Consider the following 16,896-nt stretch of genomic DNA (forward strand, 5'->3'; position numbering starts at 1 on the left):
AGCCGGGCACAGATCATCTTTCAGGTGGTTGTGCCCGGTTTTGGCAGTCCCGGGATATGCGAACAGAATCAAATTGTGTGAGCAAGCAGGGATATGCTGGAAAAACAGAGGATGATATCAGAATAAGGCGCGGAAAAGCATGGAATTAACAAATTATCTGACAACTTGAAATAAAATTTTTATTTACAAATAAAAAAAACTGTAGTATAGTAGGAAAAAAATAAAAAGTCAACATTACGATATCGGAGAAAGGACAGGGATTATGGGTGAATTAAATATGGGCCGGAAGGCCGGATTGTACCGGTCCGGTTTTGAGCATGACAACTGCGGGATTGGTGCGGTCGTGAATATTAAGGGTGTGAAAAGCCATGAGACAGTGGTGAATGCCCTGAAAATTGTAGAAAATCTTGAACATAGAGCTGGCAAGGACGCCGAGGGTCAAACAGGAGATGGTGTAGGAATCTTACTTCAGATTTCACACAGATTTTTTTCTAAGGTTTGTAAACCCCTCGGTTTTTCTTTGCCCAAAAACAGAGATTATGGAGTGGGAATGTTCTTTCTTCCCCAGGATGAACTGAAGAGAAACCAGGCCAAAAAGATATTTGAAGTGATCACTGCCAAAGAGGGACTGAATTTCCTGGGATGGAGAGAAGTACCTGTTAAACCGGAGATTCTGGGCAGAAAGGCGGTGGACTGCATGCCGTGTATTATGCAGGCGTTTATCGAGAGGCCTAAGAAAACGGAGCAGGGCCTGCCCTTTGACAGAAGGCTTTATGTAGTGCGCCGGATATTTGAGCAGAGCAGCGATGATACATATGTGGCTTCGCTGTCAAGCAGAACAATTGTCTATAAGGGGATGTTCCTGGTCGGACAGCTGAGGATGTTTTTTGAAGATCTGCAGGATGCAGACTATGAATCTGCTATAGCGATGGTTCATTCCCGCTTCAGCACGAATACAAATCCGAGCTGGGAAAGAGCGCATCCGAACCGGTTTATGGTACACAACGGTGAAATCAATACGATCCGCGGCAATGCGGATAAAATGCGCGCCAGAGAGGAAACGATGGAATCCGATGACCTGAAGGGAGAGCTGCATAAGGTGCTTCCTGCGATCAATACTTCCGGTTCCGACTCTGCGATGCTGGACAACGCACTGGAGTTCATGGTAATGAGCGGCATGGAGCTTCCTCTGGCTGTGATGATAGCCATACCTGAGCCGTGGGCGAATAACCGCAGCATGTCTCAGAATAAGAAGGATTTTTATCAGTACTATGCAACCATGATGGAGCCTTGGGACGGTCCGGCCTCAATTCTGTTCTCGGACGGAGACTGTATGGGAGCGGTCCTGGACCGCAATGGCCTGCGCCCTTCCAGATATTATATAACAGAGGATAATAATCTGATTCTTTCTTCAGAAGTGGGGGTGCTGGATATAGATCCGGCCAAGATTGTACTAAAAGAGCGGCTTCATCCCGGAAAGATGCTGCTTGTTGACACAATCAAAGGGGAAGTGATTGACGATGAGGCTCTGAAGGAAAAATATGCAAATGAACATCCTTATGGGGAATGGCTGGACAGCAATCTCATCCACCTGAAAGACCTGAAGATACCGAATCAGGATGTACCCAGGTATTCAAAAGAAGAATGTACAAAGCTGCAGAAAGCATTTGGCTATGCCTATGAGGAAGTGAAAACATCTATTCTGAATATGGCGAAGACAGGAGCAGAAGGGATAGCGGCTATGGGGATCGACACTCCGCTGGCAGTACTTTCTCATAAAAACCAGCCATTGTTCGGATATTTTAAACAGCTGTTTGCTCAGGTGACCAATCCGCCGATTGATGCGATTCGTGAGGAGGTAGTGACTTCAACAACAATATACATTGGAAAAGATGGAAATCTGCTGGAGAAGAGAGAAGAAAACTGTAAAATGCTCCAGGTCAATAATCCGATCCTGACGAATACAGATCTTCTGAAAATCAAGAACATGAAGGTAGATGGTTTTTCCGTGGCGGAAATTCCTATTATATATTATAAAAATACAAGTCTGGAAAGAGCCATTGAATATCTGTTTATTGAGGTTGACCGGGCGATCCGGGAGGAAGCAAATATCCTGATCCTGTCGGACCGGGGTGTGGATGAATACCATGTGGCGATCCCGTCTCTGCTTGCAGTATCCGGCCTGCAGCAGCATCTGGTGCGCACGAAGAAAAGAACATCAGTGGCAATGATACTGGAATCCGGGGAGCCAAGAGAAGTACACCACTTTGCGACCCTGCTGGGATACGGTGCCTGTGCAATCAATCCCTATCTGGCCCACGAATCTATCCGGCAGCTGATCGATACGAATATGCTGCATAAAGACTATTATGCGGCGGTGAATGATTATAATTCTGCGGTGATCCACGGTATTATCAAGATCGCCTCCAAGATGGGAATTTCCACAATCCAGTCCTATCAGGGAGCAAAAATATTTGAGGCTCTCGGACTCAGGGAAGAGTTTATTAACCATTACTTTACCGATACGGTCAGCAGGATCGGGGGCATTGGTATTGAGGAGATTGCAGGGGATTATACGGCATTTCATTCAGAGGCATTTGATCCGCTTGGGCTGGAGGTGGATATGACCTTGAACAGTATGGGAAAACACAAATCAAAAAGCGGCGGAGAAGAGCATCTCTATAATCCGCAGACAATCCATATGCTGCAGCAGTCGTCCAGGCGCGGTGATTATGAAATGTTTAAGCAGTACACAAAAATGGTGGACGAGGAAGGGGAAAAAATTAACCTGAGGGGGCAGCTGGATTTCAATTATCCAGGCAAGGGTATCCCTCTGGATCAGGTGGAAAGCGTGGATTCCATTGTGACACGGTTTAAGACAGGTGCCATGTCCTATGGCTCCATTTCCAGGGAAGCACACGAGACGCTTGCCATTGCCATGAATCAGCTGCATGGCAAATCCAACAGCGGTGAAGGCGGAGAAGATATGGAACGTCTGGATACGGACCGCTGTTCTGCTATCAAGCAGGTGGCATCCGGCAGATTTGGTGTGACTTCAAGATACCTTGTCAGCGCCAGGGAGATTCAGATTAAGATGGCTCAGGGTGCCAAGCCAGGAGAAGGAGGACACCTTCCGGGAGAAAAGGTATATCCGTGGATCGCAAAGACCCGTCACTCCACACCGGGTGTGAGTCTGATCTCACCGCCGCCGCACCACGATATTTACTCTATTGAGGATCTTGCACAGTTAATTTATGACTGTAAAAATGCAAATAAAGAAGCAAGGATATCGGTAAAGCTTGTGTCGGAAGCCGGAGTCGGAACGGTAGCCGCAGGTGTTGCAAAAGCAGGGGCAGAAGTGATTCTGGTATCCGGCTACGATGGCGGTACGGGTGCTGCACCCAGAAGTTCCATCCAAAATGCGGGTCTGCCATGGGAACTGGGGCTTGCTGAGACACATCAGACTCTGATCCAGAACGGACTGCGTGACAGGGTGCGGATTGAGACAGACGGAAAACTAATGAGTGGCAGGGATGTGGCAATTGCGGCGATTCTTGGAGCAGAGGAATACGGGTTTGCGACCGCACCGCTGGTTACGATGGGATGCGTCATGATGCGGGTGTGTAATCTGGATACCTGTCCGGCAGGGGTTGCAACACAGAATCCGGAACTCAGAAAACGCTTCATGGGAAAACCGGAATATGTGGTGAATTTCATGAAATTTATTGCACAAGAACTGCGGGAATATATGGCGAAACTCGGCGTACGCACGCTCGATGAGCTTGTCGGACGCACAGATCTTCTGAAACAAAAGGCGGTGCCGGTATCTGAGAGGGCATCCACACTGGATCTGGATTCCATCCTATACAATCCATACTCCGGAGAAAAGAAAGGGAGAATCTTTAATCCGAAAAAAGTGTATGATTTCGAACTGAGGAAGACACTGGATGAAAAAGTACTCTTGAAACAGCTGCTTCCAGCTCTGGAAAAGGGGCAGAAGAGAAGTATAGAGGTGGATGTTTCCAATACGGATCGAACCTTTGGAACCATGTTCGGTTCAGAAATTACAAAACGGTATCCGGAAGGAATGCCGGAGGACAGTTATGTGGTAAAATGCAGAGGCGCCGGAGGACAGAGTTTTGGTGCATTTATTCCAAAAGGGCTGACACTCGAACTGACAGGAGACAGCAATGATTATTTCGGCAAAGGGCTGTCCGGAGGAAAACTGGTCGTCTGCCCGCCTCGTGGAGCAAAATTTAAAGCCAGTGAAAATATCATCATCGGCAATGTTGCATTTTATGGTGCCACGAGCGGAGATGCATTTATTAATGGCGTGGCGGGTGAAAGATTCTGTGTGCGTAATTCCGGAGTACGTGCGGTAGTAGAAGGCGTAGGAGATCACGGGTGCGAGTATATGACCGGGGGCTGTGTTGTGATACTGGGACAGACCGGGAAAAACTTTGCGGCCGGCATGAGCGGAGGCATTGCGTATGTACTGGACAGTGAGAATGACCTGTACCGCAAGGTAAATAAAGATATGGTAAACATTGAGCGAGTGACGGATAAGTACGATGTACAGGAACTGAAAAATATGATTCAGGAACACGTTGCATATACAAATTCTGACATCGGGAAAGAGATTCTGGATCATTTTAAAGAGTATCTGCCTAAATTCAAGAAAATCATACCGGAAGATTACGAGCGTATGATGGCGGCAATTCTGCAGATGGAAGAAAAAGGGCTGAGCAGTGAACAGGCGAAAATGGAAGCATTCAATAAGATTAAAGTGGAAGACAGGAGGCGTTAACAGTGGGAAAACCAACAGGATTTATAGACTACGAAAGGCAGGATAAGACGGCAGAGCCGCCCAAGGAAAGAATCAGGCATTTCCGGGAATTCCACACGTCTCTCTCAAAAGAGGAGCAGGAAATTCAGGGAGCAAGATGTATGGCCTGCGGAGTACCTTTCTGCCAGTCGGGACAGATGTTAAATGGAATGGCAAGCGGCTGCCCTCTGCACAACCTGGTTCCAGAGTGGAATGATCTGATCTTTAACGGAAACTGGGAGGAGGCATACGCGCGTCTTATAAAAACCAATAACTTTCCGGAGTTTACAGCGCGTGTGTGCCCGGCCCTTTGTGAGGCCGCCTGCACCTGCGGGCTCCATGAAGAACCTGTAGCTACAAAGGCAAATGAATACAGCATTATAGAAAATGCCTATGAGCAGGGATATGCACATGCCCGTCCGCCGAAAGTGAGAACAGGAAAAAAGGTTGCGGTAATTGGTTCGGGACCTGCGGGATTGACTGCTGCAGACCAGCTGAACAGGAGAGGACACCTTGTGACGGTATTTGAGCGGGAGGACAGGATCGGAGGACTGCTCCGCTATGGAATCCCCAATATGAAGCTGGAAAAGCAGGTCATTGACCGTAAAACAGCAATTATGGAGGCAGAGGGCATTCAGTTTAAAACGGGGTGCAATGTGGGAAAAACAGTGAAGGCAGCAGAGATTTTAAAAGAATATGACAGAGTGATCCTGGCCTGCGGGGCATCCGAACCAAGAGATATTAAGGTGCCGGGACGTGATTCTGAGGGAATCTATTTTGCAGTGGATTTCCTGAAGTCCACGACAAAGGCACTCTGGGCAAATCAGATGAAACTGAAGGAAGGCACATATATTTCTGCGAAAGGGAAAAAGGTGCTGGTAATCGGAGGCGGTGATACAGGGAATGACTGCGTGGGAACCGCTGTCCGGCATGGCGCCAAATCCGTGCTTCAGCTGGAAATGATGCCCAAGGCTCCGGATCAAAGGACAGAAAACAATCCGTGGCCCCAGTGGCCGAAAGTGTGCAAGACAGACTATGGGCAGGAAGAAGCTGCCGCCGTTTTCGGGGAAGATCCCCGGGTGTATACGACTACGGTGAAAGAGTTTATCAAAGATAAGAAGGGGACCGTCTCCAAGGCTTCTCTTGTGAAGCTGGAAGTAAGGCAAGATGAAAAGACCGGCAGAATGATTATGGCGGAGATCCCCGGGAGTGAATATAGCGTGGAAGTGGATCTGGTGCTGATTGCGGCCGGGTTTATCGGGAGTGAGGACTATGTGGCTAAAGCATTTGACGTGGAGGTGGATGACAGGAATAATATAAAGACGGCGTCCGGTGAGTATGAAACTGCGGCAAAGAATATATTTGCCGCGGGTGATATGCACAGAGGGCAGTCGCTGGTTGTATGGGCTATCCGCGAAGGAAGAGAAGTAGCACGGGAAGTGGATTTGAGCCTGATGGGGTATACGAATCTATCTGTGCAGTGAGGGGCGGATGGGGCGGATGGGGCGCTGAGGACGAGGGGAAGGTTGCTTCTGCCGGGGCTCTGCATGCTGATTCAATATCCTGTCCGTTCGCGAAGAAGCTGTAGACGAAAAAACAGGAAAAACGGAGGGACTTGCCGCATTTGGCCCGAATGCTGATGCATTCGCGCCGCAGGCGGCAACAAAAGGAAATTTATGGTGATTTGTTCTTGACATTTGTGGACCAGGAAGGTAAGCTGAAGGTATATCGTATCTTGGATGGGATCTGGTAGTTGTCTTTTTAGTCAGGGGATCTTTTTAATCTTTTCTTATTTCCTTTTTTGAATTTTAAGTTTGTGGTGCAAGGTGTCAGCTTGCGTTTTGTTTGTGTTGGATTTAATTGTATGCTATGTATTATTTTCTGGGATTATACGGGCGTAAGGCAGACTTGAAGGATGAAAAATTGTTTATTTTACGTTTGGCTATTGACATGTTATATGTTGTATGATATTATATGTTATATAATTTAGTTCTATAAATTATTGAATTCTACAGGATGTATTTCTTTTTAGTGTGTTGGGCACTGATTCGGGTGGGTTTATTTCGTGATTTTTTCCCTGGAGTGTAGTTGGATATTGTGTGTTGTGTTAGTTCTTTCAGGACATTTTTTTGTTCTGTCGCAGTAATTTTTTTTTCGGGAGGTCTCCCGGTTTATTCCTTTTTTGTGGCTGATTGTGGCTTTGGACCGGCAGGGCTGGTTTTTAGCATAGTACTGCGGCATCCGTGCGGGGCTTTTGCGTCGGATTTGGCCGAATTATAGTAGAGGCGGTGGTGATGTCTATGATTGTCTGAAAAGTATATGGGAGTAGTCTGCAGTTTTGTAATTAACAGGTGAGTTTATTATTCTATTTACAGGAGGATTGTTTATGAAAACATTTATGGAAGAATATGGTGTGATTGTAGTGGCAGCAATTGTAATTATGATTATTGTAGTGGCGGCTACGCCCCTTGGAAACAGTATCAGACTGGGGATTACCACTGCTGTGGAGAAGCTGACAACAGCACTTGGCACTACGGCATCTGTAGTAGGCTGATGGTGGGAAAGGAGAGCTGCCTGTGAAGATTTCCAGGGAGGCTTGGAATTTAAAAGAAGAAAGTTTTGGACCGCTGCTGCCTTATGTTCTGGATAAAGATATTACAGACATTAATTTTAATGGGACGAATGTGTGGGTTGAGCACTTAAAGCGGGGGATTTATAAAGTACCAGTGCAACTGTCACCGGAATTTGTGAGTCAGTTCAGTATCAGGGTGTCCAATGTGGTCAGCGGACAGATTAATAAATATAATAACGTTCTGGAGGCTGAGACAGATATCCTCCGTATTTCGATTATCCATCCCAGTGCAACGAATACAGGATATGCAATATCTATTCGAAAGACACCCGCAGTTATGCGTATGTCAGAAGGGAATATGATAAGAGAACAGTATTGTTCGGGGGAAGTTCTGACTTTTCTTATCAACTGTATCAGGGCGCGCATGAATATGGTATTCTGCGGCCGCCCGGGTGCGGGCAAGACGGAGCTGCTGAAGTTTCTGACGCAGTATATTCCGAAGGAAGAAAAGGTGATGACAATCGAGGACAATCTGGAGATTCATTATAAGGATATTAATCCGGGCGCCAATTGTGTGGAACTGAAGGTGGATGAGGAATTTTTCCCATACACGAAGGCAATTAAGACTGCCCTGAGGCAGAATCCCCAGTGGATTCTGCTTTCGGAGGCGCGCTCGGTGGAGGTGAAATATCTTTTAGAGTGCTTTTCTACAGGACTTCATGGGCTTACAACGCTGCATACGGACGATACGAGAAAGATACCGGACCGGATTCAGAATATGATGCAGGATGCCTATGCAGCGACAAGGCTGGAGAACGATATTTACAGTTTTTTGAATGTAGGAATCCTGCTTAGAAAAAAAGTGACAGAAAAAAAAGAGGTTGTCAGGTTTATCGATCAGATCTGTCTTTTTGACCGTGTTGGTGAGCAGAATGTAAGATGTCTGATTGCAGAAGGCGGAAAGTTCATTTCCGGAGAAATTCCGGAAAATATAAGGAAGAAATTCAAGCTGGGAGACATAACAGATCCATTTTCGGATACAGGAACTGCTATTTCCTCTGGTACACGTTTAATAACAGGAAACATGCGGAGGAAAGGATGAAAAAGAATAGGAATAGAGAGGGAATCAAATATCTGAATCCGGGATATTTGAAGAGAGCAGTCCGAAGGTTTGGTTACCAGTTTTCGGCCCGCAAATATGCAGGGTATTTTCTGGGGCTGTATGGGGGCGTGGCTGTTTTGTCTTTTGCGTTCAGACTAAAACTGCCCGGTATACTAATCATTGCTGCAGCGGCTACCTGTTTTGTACCCGGGATATTTGCCATGACTTACCGCAATTTGTATGAGGCCCGTCTTTTTGAGGATGTTAACGCCTACATGGAGCAGATGCTGTATTCTTTCAAAAGAAGGGCAAAGATATTGACGGCCCTGGAAGATACACTCGTTTTATTTGAAGAGGGAGAGAGCCGCCTGTACGATGCCGTACATCGGGCTATTCGTTATATACAGAATGAAGATGCCGGTGCAAATCTTTACCGGGAGGCATTTGCCATTATTGAGAAGGAATACGGATGCAGAAGACTGTACAAAGTCCACGATTTTCTGATTGAGGCCGAAGCGGTGGGCGGTGATTTTACCGCTGCGGCAGATATCCTGCTGAATGACAGAAAACTCTGGATGGACCGGGTGTATGAACTGCAGAGGGAAAAGAAAAATGTAAAGGTGAAAATCACAATCGGTATCGGTCTTTCTTTTCTGATCTGCGGCATGACAGTACTGATGTTACCCAGAGAGTTTGGCATCACGGAACATATCGTTTCTCAGCTGGTGACAATTGTGACAATTTTGCTGAATATGCTGATCTGGTATATCGCGCAGATGAAGTTATCCAAAAGCCTGATCCGGGGAGAGGAGGGCCAGGGGGAAGAATCGGTTAAACGACAGTATGAATATGTTATGCACAGTGATCGGAAAAGGGAGAAACGCAAGGCATGGTGTTTTGCTGTACTTCTGGTTCCTGTGAGTGTATTTATGGCCCTGTACGCCGGTCTGCCGGCAGCTGTGATGGCCGCCGTTTTGGCAGCTCTTTCTGCAGGACAGCCGGACCGCAGATACAGGATATCAATGAAACATGTGGCAAGAGAGGTGGAAAAAGCATTTCCTGAATGGCTGATGAGTATGTCGCTTCATCTGCAGACAGATAACGTACATGTCTCCCTCTCCAAGTCAATCCCGCATGCTCCTGCAATTTTAAGAGAAGAGCTGAGTACTTTGCTTGTCGGAATAGAAGAAAAACCGGATTCGGTTAGGCCATATCTGTCATTTATGAAGCAGATACCGCTGCCGGATGTTACCTCAGCAATGAAGGTACTTTATTCAATGGCAGAGTTCGGTACACTGGATATTGGAGGACAGATAGGCCCTCTGACTGAAAGGGGCGCCGTGATGACAGACAAGGCAGAGCGTCTGAGAACCGAGGATTATATTGCGGGAATCAGCTTTTTGATATTACTGCCAATGATAACTGGCGTTATTAAGATGCTGGCAGACCTGGCACTGGTTGTAGTCTATATTTTATCAGCAGTAAATACTGCCGTCTGAGAGGAGGAGAATAAGTGAAAGAATTTCTGGAAGAATATGGGGGAATCATTGCGATCTCTGTGATGGGCTATGCAGTGATGTCCGGATTATGGGATATTCTGAGAATGATCTGTGAGACAGGAGTTTAGCAGCAATGCTGTATTCCGTCAGAATAATGGAGTGATGAAGATTGAAAGAATTTATTGAAGAGTACGGCGGCGTCATTGCTGCCTGCCTTCTGAGCCTGATACTTCTGGGAACAATGGCTGATATGCTGGGTACAAACGGTCAGTTGTCAGCACTTTTTTCGGGGTTTCTGGAAGGGATTGGCGCGGTACGGGGCTAAACATACATATATAAGGAGGGGATACACCTGTGAAGGCTGTCATTGGTGAATATGGGAAAATAATGATTCTTGCGGTAGTTTTTGGCAGTATGGTTCTGTTCCTGTTTGGAAAAGGGGATCATGATTTCCTGGGAATGATTTCAAAAGCAAGACCAGAAGCAGCAGTAGGAAACGCGGATACATTTGCATTAGCACATTCTGTTTTTTCGCGCAAGGCTCCGGAACTTACTGTTACGGTAAAGAAACTCCAAACAGGCAGGGAATATAACATTCAGGATTCAGGTGTGTTTGAAATTAAGGCGGTAAATCAGGAGGGCGGGCAAGTGCCTGTTACTGTTGTCAGAATCACTGATCCCGTGCAGCAGGATATTACCGATGAGACGGATCCGCAGAGGTTTGTTCCTACTCTGAACGGAGAATACAGGGTTGTGTACCGTGCAGAAGAAACCAGCCAGGGAAGTACAAAGGCCAGGGAGAAGGAATACCGGGTTCTGGCGGATTGAAAAAATAAAATACGATAAAGAAAAGAGGGCAGAGGATGAAAGGTGCGGTTGAGACCATGATGGGGATGATAATGATAGCATTTATGGCAGTGCTGAGCGCGGCCTACATAATAGCATCCCTGAATACCCAGAGTGCGCAGAATTATCACTCTGCGGTGGTAGCAGAAGTTGAGGCAGGAGACTTTTCGGAACCCGTGGTTCAAAGCTGCAGGGAGAAGGCTCTGGAAAACGGTTATAAAGATTTATCAATAGAACCTATGACAAGTATAGACAATGGAAAGTATGCAAAAGTAACGCTGACGTATGACTATACGGTTCCTGTTCTGAACTTGTTTCTGGAACATCAGATTGTGGGATACGCCAGGTAATTGCGGGAAGATGAGGCAAATGCCATAGAAAGGGGAAGGAATGAAAAATGTCGTGACAGGTTTTTTTATGATTGTAATACTGGTTATCTCCATCGCAGCCATTCAGACTGCGGAAAACAGGACGGCCAGGAAAAATGAGCTGGACAGCAGCCTTAGCGAAGCAATGGAACAGTCGATGAAGGTTCTGACAGTAAATCCGGTGTATCATATTGAAAAAGAGACAGGTACAGATGAATTTACTGCGGATTTTATTCAGGGATTTCTTATGAAAACAACGAGTAATTCTGAGTTTACAGTAGAAATACTGAATGTGGATGTAGAGAAGGGGCTTCTGGATGTCAGAGCGAAAGCCCGGTTCAGACAGCTTATTGGATATGGAGAGGTATCCTGCCGCAAGACTGTGATACTGGAAGACCTGGAAGAGGTAAAAGAAACATACTGCCAAATTTCTTTTCTTGCAGAACAACCCGCCAGGGAGAACGACACAGAACATACATATGTTATGAAGCAGGTTACGGTACACTGCGGTGACAGGCTCAGTGCGGCTATGCTGCCGCAAAGCGGCCTGGACAGGGAGGAATCTGTTTTCTGCGGATGGAGGATGACAAAACCGGTAAATGGAATTGGAATGCTGTATGGAAAGGAGAATATCAATACAATATGTGCAGGTGAGGATATGGAATTCCAGGCAGTTTACCAGCAGGAGGAAGTGCTGTAGATGAGAAAAAAGAGAGCAATAACAATGCTGGTTTCCGCGGCAGTAATTTTGTTACTTTGCGGGCCAATATGTCTGCATGCGCAGGAAACAGCAGAAAGAACGGACACGGATGGAAATGAAATATCCGGTGGCAGCGCAATAATCGGTGAAGAGGCCGTGATAATACCGGGAGAACCGGATGTCGTGGAGATGCTGCAGAATGTATCGTTAGGATTTGAAGAAACCATACAAGGTCTCCTGCTTATGGAAAAACCTTTGCGAGTCATGGAAAAAGCAGATGAAAATGACAGAGGCTCTTTTTTGGATAGATTTACTGCAAGGGAGCGTTTTGAATTTGCAATACTGTATAAGTATTTACTGCTGACAGCCGTTACGGAAGATTCGGATTTTTTAGAAAGTATGCAGAGTGTATCGGGCCACATCGAAAAGGATGTAGAGACGATGGCATCTGAACTGAAAGGAGATATGGATTTTCTGCGGGAGCTTATTAAAGAAAATAGTGAGACAGATCCTGCACAAGGGGAAAGCGCGGGGACTCAGGATAAGGATGCCATAGGAAGGGAGGCCTTTCGTATATTCTATAAAGGTATGGAAAAAAAGATGGCCGCCAGGGGAGAAGGCACCAATGAATATCAGGATTTTCAAGAATATACAGAGTATCTTCAGCAGCAGACCAGTGCAGATATTAGCGGATTTGCCATTCTATTGGAAAAGATGCAGTCAAGGGAGGAAGCAGAGGCAGCAGGGGCATATGAAGAAGCACTTAACCAGTTGTATTCTATCTATGGAATTGTGGGGGACCAGCCACAAAAAGCAGAGGTAATCTGCGGCTTTCAAAACTTTGATATACATAAGGAAGAACCATATCTTACTTTGACAATATCGGACCAGGAACGTACTAATGTGGTAAAACAGCTGCCGGAGAGTCTGGAAGTGCTGCTGTCAGATGATGGAGATATGGCAGATACAGATCAGGGGACGGGGAATAAAGATGCAGATATAGTGGATACAGAGCAGGGCACAAGGGAAATTAAGGTTGTCTGGGAATGCACAGAAGATATTGAACATACAGAATTCGAGAGGTATATATACACAGCGGTTCCTGAGGAAGGGTATGTATGGAGTGAAGAACTGCAGAAAGGATGCGAAGAAAGGCTGCTGACCCTGCCGTATGTGGAAGTGGTAGTGGAGTCCGGGGCAGCTGTCAATGTCTTTGCAGCCCGTGCGGCTGCCGGAGTCAGCTACAGGGCATATTGCCAGTACGATGGATGGAAGAGCTGGAGCGCAGGCGGCGCCACTGCTGGAACAGTTGGAGAAAATAAAAGGCTGGAGGCTATGCAGATAAAAATATCTGGCGATGCGAACCTGGGAGTAAAATATCAGGTTCATGTACAGAACACCGGCTGGATGAACTGGGTAAATGGCAGCAGTACGGCGGGGACTACAGGGCAGTCGCTGAGAGTAGAAGCTGTCAGAATTCAGCTGACGGGGGCAAGTGAAGGTTCCTATGATATATACTACAGGACATACTGCGAATCCTATGGGTGGCTGGACTGGGCAAAGAATGGCCAGTCGGCTGGAACAGTGAATCTAGGGAAGCGTATGGAAGCCTTTCAGGTGAGAATTACAGTAAAGGGCGGGACAGCTCCCGGGGCAACCGTTACTCCGCTACAGACGGATGCCGCGGCAAGAGTCGGGAGCAGCTACTACAAAACATTTAATGAAGCTTTTGACGCAATGCCGGACGGAGGAGCAATGTATGTAATCAGAAATTGTTCTGCAACACATATAACAACCAGAAAATCATTTTCTGTTTTTCCGGAAGAAAGAAATGTAAAAGTAACGTTTCAGGAAAGCACATTGATTCCGGCTGGAATCATCTGTACAGAGGAAGGATGGCGTGGGAACCCCACTTGGAATTTCAGCGGCAATGGAGGCTATACGATCACATTTGACGCCAATGGAAAAGGGCAGTCAGGAGTGATCTCATCTTACGGTGCAACAATAAATCTGAAATATGGATCCAGATTTACGAACGCCAGTGGTAATGGCGTGTGGAACGATAAAGGCATCACGAACGTTTATGATGGTGCTTACATTTACAATAATCATACACATGGAATTGCCACCTGCAACATGGTTAATCTGTATGGCGGCAGCATATACGGAAATACCTATGACGGAATCCGTGCTCAGAAGATAATCAATATGTCCGGCGGAAATCTGTACAATAATGGAGAATGCGGTGTTCATGCAGGCGACGGAACATGTACATTTACAATGACCGGAGGAACTATCCATGACAATGCCAATGGAGTGGGGAATATAGATGGAAATGGAACCATAAATATCAAAGGAGGGAATATTTACAGTAATAAACTGTATGGTATTACTACGAAAGGGAGATCCCTGAATATATCAGGTACGGCCGCTGTCCGGGATAATAAGGGGACAGGGGTAGCAGTGATTGGTGGAGAAGCGGTTGTTCAGAGCGGAAAAATATATGGTAATCAGAATGCCGGCATTGTAAATAAAGGCAGTGCGAAGATTATCGGAGGTGAAATTTATTCGAATTCCAGTACCGGCAGTGGTGGGGGAATTGTGAACAGCGGCACTTTAAATGTTAGCGGGGGAAGCATTCACCATAATTCGGCGGCAAACGGAGGCGGAATTACAAGCAGCGGAACCCTCACAATGACAGGGGGCAGCCTTACAGACAATCGGGCATCAGGTAATGGAGGAGGGATTTGTTTATCCGGTGGAAATTTTAATCTGACCGGAGGAGCGATTGCGAAGAATACAGCGAAAAACGGAAATGGTGTATATCACAATGGAACCACCTTCCAGTTGGGCGGAAACGGTGCAGTAGACTCAGAAAATGATGTGTATCTCCAGACAAATAAATATATTACAGTGTCATCTGCGCTGAAGGCATCACCGGCGGCGGTACTTACCCCATCCGGCTACAGCAATGGAAGAAAAGCCGCAGAAGTTGCATATGGAAGTAAGAAGGGAAGCATGCAATATATGCAGTTTGCACTTAAACCAAACGGCGGATACTGCCTCAGACCGGGAGATTTGCAGGATTCCGGGGCAAAGACCAAAACCGCGGATATCGTACTGAGTACAAAATATATGATTCAGTATGACAAGAATTATGACGGGGATGTTACCGATATACCTTTAAGTGCTCCAAAATACTGGTATGAGTATGCTGGAATATCTAAGCAGGTTCCTTTGGAGGGGAGAATAAAATTTCTGGGCTGGTCCGAGAATGCTGGTGCAGACAAACCCGATTACCAGCCGGGGGATCCTCTAAACGCTTCTTTAAACAGAAACATAAAGTTGTATGCCGTGTGGGGAACCAAAATCCAGGTTATATATAACGGAAACGGCAGTGATGCGCCAAAAGAAAGGACGGAAGAAATAACCCTGCAGGAGTGCAGAAAAAATGGGGGATATTTAATACGTAAAAATGCAGGATTTACAGATTATATCAGAAACGGCTGCAGTTTTGCGGGCTGGGATATCATAGCAGATGCACCTGTAAAGACCGTAAAGTATCCTGAACAGAAAGAAAACAGGTTAACCTTTGAAGAACTGCTGGATATTGCAGAGGCACAGGAGAAAGGACCTTTGTCTGAAGAAAAGACAATTCAGGAAGTGTGTCTGTATGCTCTCTGGGACAAGATACCGGTCATTACTGGGGAGGGGATTCAGGAATTTTACGAGGGGACAGAAGTCACCAGGGACATGCTTCTGGCTAACATAAAGGCCAAGGATGATGAGGACGGGGATATTACCAAAGATATCCGCATTCTGGAGATTAAATATGACAAAGGAAAATTAGAGGATGGCAAAAAGCAGGAGGCATATGCAGAACAATGGAAAGACGGCATGCCGGGGGATGGACGGCTGGATACCTGGTTTCTGCAGATGGATCAGGAAGAGTCACCAGTGGAACATCAGATTATCTACAGTGTGAAAGACAGTGCGGGCAATGAAGCCACACTGGAGTGGCCGGTAAGAGTGAAATACAATGAATTTCCTAAGATTGAAGCCGAGGACAGGTATTTTACACTGGAGGAAGCAAAATCGGGCGTCATAACGGAAGGTGTGTTGCTTTCGGAAGCCATAGAATCAGGAAAACTGGCGGTGTCAGATAAAGAGGATGATGAACTGCATCCTGGTAGAATGGAACAGGAAGTAAAACTTGCAGAATTTCATCCGGAGGAGTTCATCGGATTTGAGGATTCAGGTTATATAGTAATCACTTATTCTGTAAAGGACAGTATGGGACCGGAAGGGGAAGGAAAAGAAACATTCAGACAGTGTACGGTACATGTTATGAAAGACGGAGAAATAGTGAATCCGGAGCCATTAAAATATGTACGTTTCATCAACCAGGCAAACTATGAGAAAAATCTGAATCTCCAGACAGGACAAGCAGGAGATGGGATAGAAAAGTCCGGGGAAGGAGACGTTTCGGGGAAAGAACTAAACGGCGGGTTACATCTTAATTCCAAGTGGTATAAAGTTCTGGAATTCCGAGAACTGTTGTTCGGTACATGGGACGAAGAAAAGCCTGCAAAGGAGGTGTGGTGTTTTAAAAATGGAGATGTGAAAAACATAAAAAAATATGTGGAAGAGCATGGAATAGGAAACAGTCAGGAGCGGACATCACTTCTGAGATTTGCCGAGGAATTTGGATTCTTAAAGATATTATGACCAATTTCTAAATTATTACAAAAATGTTAAAATATATTGCATTTTATTCATTTATCCTTTATAATTTAATCTATGTAAGCATAAGACGAAATATGACGAGTCCTCTATATGTTTATTTTTAATACCTCCTGTTGTAGAAGGCAGCAGAAGGCTGTATATCTATAGGGATTTCCGGAAAGAGATCAGTTTGCGGACGAGCCGCAGCAGGTTCTGGAAAGAGATACTGCAGTACATATATATGAGGACATAGATAATA

10 protein-coding genes are annotated in these 16,896 nt (G+C 46.0%); all 10 read left to right on the forward strand.

Translation table 11 applies throughout. The annotated features are described in order from the left end of the window. The first annotated feature begins 262 nt into the window (after positions 1-262). The 10 genes from gltB (at position 263) to HMPREF0240_RS23415 (ending at position 16,640) form a co-directional block, all read left to right on the forward strand. The gene (gene gltB / locus HMPREF0240_RS09480; RefSeq protein ID WP_035312869.1) at positions 263-4,807 is read left to right on the forward strand and encodes a glutamate synthase large subunit; all 4,545 of its coding nucleotides are present in this window, start codon (positions 263-265) and stop codon (positions 4,805-4,807) included. Between the two features lie 2 nt (positions 4,808-4,809). Continuing rightward, positions 4,810-6,309, forward strand: a complete 1,500-nt coding sequence (locus HMPREF0240_RS09485) for a glutamate synthase subunit beta (protein ID WP_009003219.1) — start codon at positions 4,810-4,812, stop codon at positions 6,307-6,309. A gap of 902 nt (positions 6,310-7,211) precedes the next feature. Then, positions 7,212-7,379, forward strand: coding sequence for a hypothetical protein (locus HMPREF0240_RS24615; RefSeq protein ID WP_009003220.1), 168 nt, complete (start codon positions 7,212-7,214; stop codon positions 7,377-7,379). Positions 7,380-7,401: 22 nt separating this feature from the next. Further along, positions 7,402-8,499 carry an ATPase, T2SS/T4P/T4SS family gene (locus HMPREF0240_RS09490; protein ID WP_009003221.1) on the forward strand — a complete coding sequence of 366 codons (1,098 nt, stop codon included), beginning with the start codon at positions 7,402-7,404 and terminating at the stop codon, positions 8,497-8,499. After that, positions 8,496-9,998, forward strand: coding sequence for a hypothetical protein (locus HMPREF0240_RS09495; protein ID WP_009003222.1), 1,503 nt, complete (start codon positions 8,496-8,498; stop codon positions 9,996-9,998). The genes HMPREF0240_RS09490 and HMPREF0240_RS09495 overlap by 4 nt, the downstream gene beginning before the upstream one ends. A 169-nt stretch (positions 9,999-10,167) precedes the next feature. Then, the gene (locus HMPREF0240_RS24620; protein WP_009003223.1) at positions 10,168-10,323 is read left to right on the forward strand and encodes a hypothetical protein; all 156 of its coding nucleotides are present in this window, start codon (positions 10,168-10,170) and stop codon (positions 10,321-10,323) included. A 29-nt stretch (positions 10,324-10,352) separates the two neighbouring features. Beyond that, the gene (locus tag HMPREF0240_RS09500; RefSeq protein WP_009003224.1) at positions 10,353-10,826 is read left to right on the forward strand and encodes a hypothetical protein; all 474 of its coding nucleotides are present in this window, start codon (positions 10,353-10,355) and stop codon (positions 10,824-10,826) included. A gap of 35 nt (positions 10,827-10,861) precedes the next feature. Further along, a complete protein-coding gene (locus HMPREF0240_RS09505; RefSeq protein ID WP_009003225.1) occupies positions 10,862-11,194 on the forward strand; it encodes a hypothetical protein in 333 nt (110 codons plus the stop codon). A 40-nt stretch (positions 11,195-11,234) separates the two neighbouring features. Then, positions 11,235-11,912: a hypothetical protein gene (locus HMPREF0240_RS09510; RefSeq protein WP_009003226.1), complete on the forward strand. Its 678-nt coding sequence runs from the start codon at positions 11,235-11,237 to the stop codon at positions 11,910-11,912. After that, positions 11,913-16,640: an InlB B-repeat-containing protein gene (locus HMPREF0240_RS23415; RefSeq protein ID WP_050794516.1), complete on the forward strand. Its 4,728-nt coding sequence runs from the start codon at positions 11,913-11,915 to the stop codon at positions 16,638-16,640. It begins immediately after the preceding gene. Positions 16,641-16,896: the final 256 nt, after the last annotated feature.

The organism is Clostridium sp. D5 (assembly GCF_000190355.1).
GTDB lineage: Bacteria > Bacillota > Clostridia > Lachnospirales > Lachnospiraceae > Faecalicatena > Faecalicatena fissicatena_A.